The sequence below is a fragment of the uncultured Streptococcus sp. genome (assembly GCF_938036805.1).
Taxonomy (GTDB): domain Bacteria; phylum Bacillota; class Bacilli; order Lactobacillales; family Streptococcaceae; genus Streptococcus.
In genome coordinates this window covers 1-3,961 of sequence record NZ_CALHWC010000098.1, presented here as the reverse complement: position 1 = coordinate 3,961, position 3,961 = coordinate 1, and the positions used below count along the sequence as shown (strand labels likewise).

Genomic DNA, 3,961 nt, shown 5'->3' with positions numbered 1-3,961 from the left:
TGCCCCTTTTTGTGGAGCAGCTAGGAGCGCATGGTCACGAAGTGGAGTACTATGCTGGTCTGGGTATTGCCCTTTCGGCTGTTTCTGCGGCCTTTCTATCTCCTGTCTGGGGCACTCTGGCTGACCGCTATGGCCGTAAGCCGATGATGATTCGGGCTGCTACGGCTATGGTCTTTACTATGGGAGGCATTGCCTTTGTGCCCAATATTTTCTGGCTCTTAGTCTTACGCTTTCTAAACGGCGTTTTTGCGGGCTATGTGCCCAACAGCACAGCCTTGATTGCTAGTCAGGCTCCTAAGGACAAGACGGGCTATGCACTGGGAACTTTGGCAACAGGTGTTGTTGCTGGCAATCTCATGGGTCCTTTGATTGGTGGAGTGATTGCTGAAATTTTTGGTATCCGCAATGTCTTTCTACTGATTGGCTTTTTCTTTCTGATTGCGACCCTGATGACGGCTGCTTTCATTCGAGAAGATTTTAGGCCAGTCACCAAGGAAGAGGAGATTGGCTTTGGGGGACTCATTCGTCAGATTAGATATCCCAAGCTCTTGCCCACTCTTTTTCTGACTAGTTTTGTTATCCAGTTTGCAGCCCAGTCTATTGGCCCAATTCTCTCCCTTTACATTCGGGAGCTAGGCCAAACGGATAATCTGATTTTTGTATCTGGCCTGATTGTTTCGAGTATGGGTCTGTCCAGTATGCTGAGTTCGAGTATTTTAGGTCGTATGGGGGATCGCATGGGCAATCACCGCCTGCTGGTTTTAGCTCAGTTTTATTCTATTATCATTTACCTGCTCTGTGCTCATGCAGGCTCGTCACTCCAACTCGGATTTTATCGATTCTTGTTTGGTTTAGGAACGGGAGCCTTAGTGCCAGGAGTCAATGCTCTATTGAGTAAAATTACGCCTAAGTTTGGGATTTCTCGAATCTTTAGTTACAACCAGATTTTCTTTTATCTGGGTGGTGTCATCGGTCCCATGTCGGGTTCGGCTATTGCAGCGACAGCAGGCTATCATTCAGTCTTTTATGCTACAGCAGGTTTAGTAGCAGTCAGTCTTCTCATCAACCTTTTTTGTTTTGGAAATTTATTGAAAAAGAAGGAAATCTAGTGCGCGTTAAAATTCATTTGAAATGCTCCAGTTGCGGCAGTCAAAATTATCTGACTAGTAAGAATAGTAAGACTCATCCTGATAAGATTGAGGTATTGAAGTACTGTCCCAAGGAAAGAAAAGTAACCTTACATCTTGAATCTAAGTAGATTTTATGATAAAATAGAAAGGATTTTAAGGAGTTTTATTTATGTATAGCCTATTATTAACGATTTTAGTCATTTTATCAGGTTTTATTGTCATTGCTATTTTCATGCAACCAACCAAAAACCAATCTAGTAACGTGTTTGATTCGAGTGCCAACGACCTTTTTGAGCGGTCTAAAGCACGGGGATTTGAGGCTGTAATGCAGCGTATGACCGGATTCTTGATCTTCGTCTGGTTACTGATTGCCTTGATATTGGCAGTATTATCTAGTAAATAAAATGGGCTCTGACTATGTCTTGGCCTTTTTTTAAAGTTTAAAAGGGGGAATATCAAGAACCCCTCATAGTATAGAAAGAAAGTATGAAAGAAGAAATTATAGAATATTTAAAAGAAAAGCAGCAGGCTAGCGTACATGAGCTGGCGGCTGCTTTGGGGAAAGAGTCTTCCAAGGATTTTAGTGCCTTGGTCAAGACCATCTCCCAGATGGAAAGAAAGCATCAGCTTCGCTTTGATGACAAGGGGCGGATTGAGCTTTATGAGAAGAAAAAGCAGGAGTGTCTGACGCTCAAGGGTATTTTTCATGCCCACAAGAATGGCTTTGGCTTTGTCACCCTGAATGAGGAAGAGGATGACCTCTTTGTTGGCCGTAATGATGTCAATCATGCCATTGATGGCGATACGGTGGAAGTAGTTATCACTAAGGTGGCAGATCGGATCAAGGGAACATCAGCTGAGGCTAAGATTATTGATATTTTGGAGCATAGCCTGACCACCGCAGTTGGTCAGCTGGTTTTGGATGAGGAAAAGCCCAAGTATGCGGGCTATATCCGCTCGAAAAATCAGAAGATCAGCCAGCCTATATATGTTAAAAAACCAGCCTTAGTTCTGGATGGTACAGAGATCCTCAAGGTCGCTATTGAGAAATATCCGACCAAGAAACACGATTTCTTTGTGGCTAGTCTCATCGATGTTGTCGGTCATGTCAATGATCCAGGTATTGATGTACTGGAAGTGCTGGAGTCCATGGATATTGTCTCCGAATTTCCAGAAAAGGTCTTGGAAGAGGCTGAACGCGTTCCGGATGCACCTTCAGAGAGTGATTTTGAAGGACGTTTGGACCTGCGTGATGAGATTACCTTTACCATCGATGGGGCGGATGCCAAGGACTTGGACGATGCCGTCCATATCAAGAGCCTGAAAAATGGGAACTTTGAGCTGGGCGTCCATATCGCTGATGTGTCCTACTATGTCAAAGAAGGCTCTGAGTTGGACAAGGAAGCTCTCAATCGAGCAACCTCAGTCTATGTGACCGACCGTGTGGTACCTATGCTTCCAGAGCGCCTGTCCAACGGTATCTGCTCCCTCAATCCCAATGTGGATCGGCTGACCCAGTCGGCTATTATGGAGATTGATGCCAGGGGGCGCGTGGTCAAGCATACCATCACCCAGTCTGTCATTAAAACGACCTTCCGCATGACCTATAGCGATGTCAACGACATCATCGCAGGTGATCAGGAAAAGGCTGCGCAGTTCAAGGCCATTGTGCCTAGTATTGACAGCATGGTCCAGCTGCATGAGATTCTGGAAAGCATGCGCTTTAAACGCGGTGCGCTCAACTTTGACACCAATGAAGCCAAAATTATGGTCAACAAAGAAGGTCGGCCGGTGGATATTGTCCTGCGTCAGCGGGGAATTGCCGAGCGCATGATTGAGTCCTTTATGCTGGTGGCGAATGAGACAGTGGCTGAGCATTTTGCTAAGTTAAATTTGCCCTTTATCTATCGGATTCACGAGGAGCCCAAGACGGAGAAGGTGCAGAAGTTTATCGACTACGCCTCTAGCTTTGGGATTCGGATATACGGGACGGCTAGCTCTATGAGTCAGCAGGCTCTGCAGGATATTATGGAGGCGGTCAAAGACCAGCCTTACGAAGATGTCCTGTCCATGATGCTTTTGCGCTCCATGCAACAGGCTCGCTATTCTGAGCACAATCACGGCCACTATGGTCTGGCAGCGGAGTTTTATACCCACTTCACCAGTCCGATTCGCCGCTATCCAGACCTTCTGGTTCACCGGATGGTGCGGGATTATGGCAAGTCTAAGGAAATAGCAGAGCATTTTGAGCAAGTGATTCCAGAGATTGCCAGTCAGTCTTCCAGCCGAGAGCGTCGGGCTATCGAGGCCGAGCGTGAAGTCGAAGCCATGAAGAAGGCTGAATATATGGAAGAATTCGTTGGGGAAGAATTTGACGGCGTGGTTTCAAGTGTGGTCAAGTTTGGACTCTTCGTCGAATTGCCAAATACGGTCGAAGGTTTGATTCATGTCACCAATCTTCCAGAGTTTTACAGCTACAATGAGCGGACTATGACCCTGCAAGGCGAAAAGTCAGGTGTGGTCTTTAAGGTCGGTCAGCAGATTCGCATCAAGCTGGTCCGAGCGGATAAGGCTACGGGCGAGATTGACTTTGAATACCTGCCTAGTGAATTTGACCTGGTAGAAAAGACTAGCAAGAGTGGCAGGGGCAAGTCAGGCAGAAAGAGACGCCGTGAGGATGACAAGCGCAGCCATTCTTCCAAAGAAAAAGGCTACAGAGATAAGAAAGATAAGAAGTCCAAGAAAGGCAAGAGCCAGAAGGCATTTTACAAGGAACTAGTCAAGAAAGGAGCCAAGCATGGCAAAGGGAGAAGGAAAGGTCGTCGCGCAAA

4 protein-coding genes are annotated in these 3,961 nt (G+C 46.3%); all 4 read left to right on the top strand.

The genetic code is table 11. The annotated features are described in order from the left end of the window. Positions 1-1,109, top strand: a 1,109-nt coding sequence (locus Q0191_RS03955) for an MFS transporter (protein ID WP_297664033.1), incomplete at its 5' end; no start/stop codon positions are given. Next, positions 1,109-1,258 carry a 50S ribosomal protein L33 gene (gene rpmG, locus Q0191_RS03950; protein ID WP_005590723.1) on the top strand — a complete coding sequence of 50 codons (150 nt, stop codon included), beginning with the start codon at positions 1,109-1,111 and terminating at the stop codon, positions 1,256-1,258. The genes Q0191_RS03955 and rpmG, both read left to right, overlap by 1 nt. 41 nt (positions 1,259-1,299) lie before the next feature. Continuing rightward, a complete protein-coding gene (gene secG / locus Q0191_RS03945; protein WP_061909629.1) occupies positions 1,300-1,533 on the top strand; it encodes a preprotein translocase subunit SecG in 234 nt (77 codons plus the stop codon). An 83-nt stretch (positions 1,534-1,616) separates the two neighbouring features. Further along, the coding region (gene rnr, locus Q0191_RS03940; RefSeq protein ID WP_297664030.1) for a ribonuclease R at positions 1,617-3,961 on the top strand (2,345 nt) is incomplete at its 3' end.

Excerpts from the sequence above, each read along its gene's own strand:
- secG (WP_061909629.1), top strand. The coding sequence starts at position 1,300 with ATGTATAGCCTATTATTAACGATTTTAGTCATTTTATCAGGTTTTATT.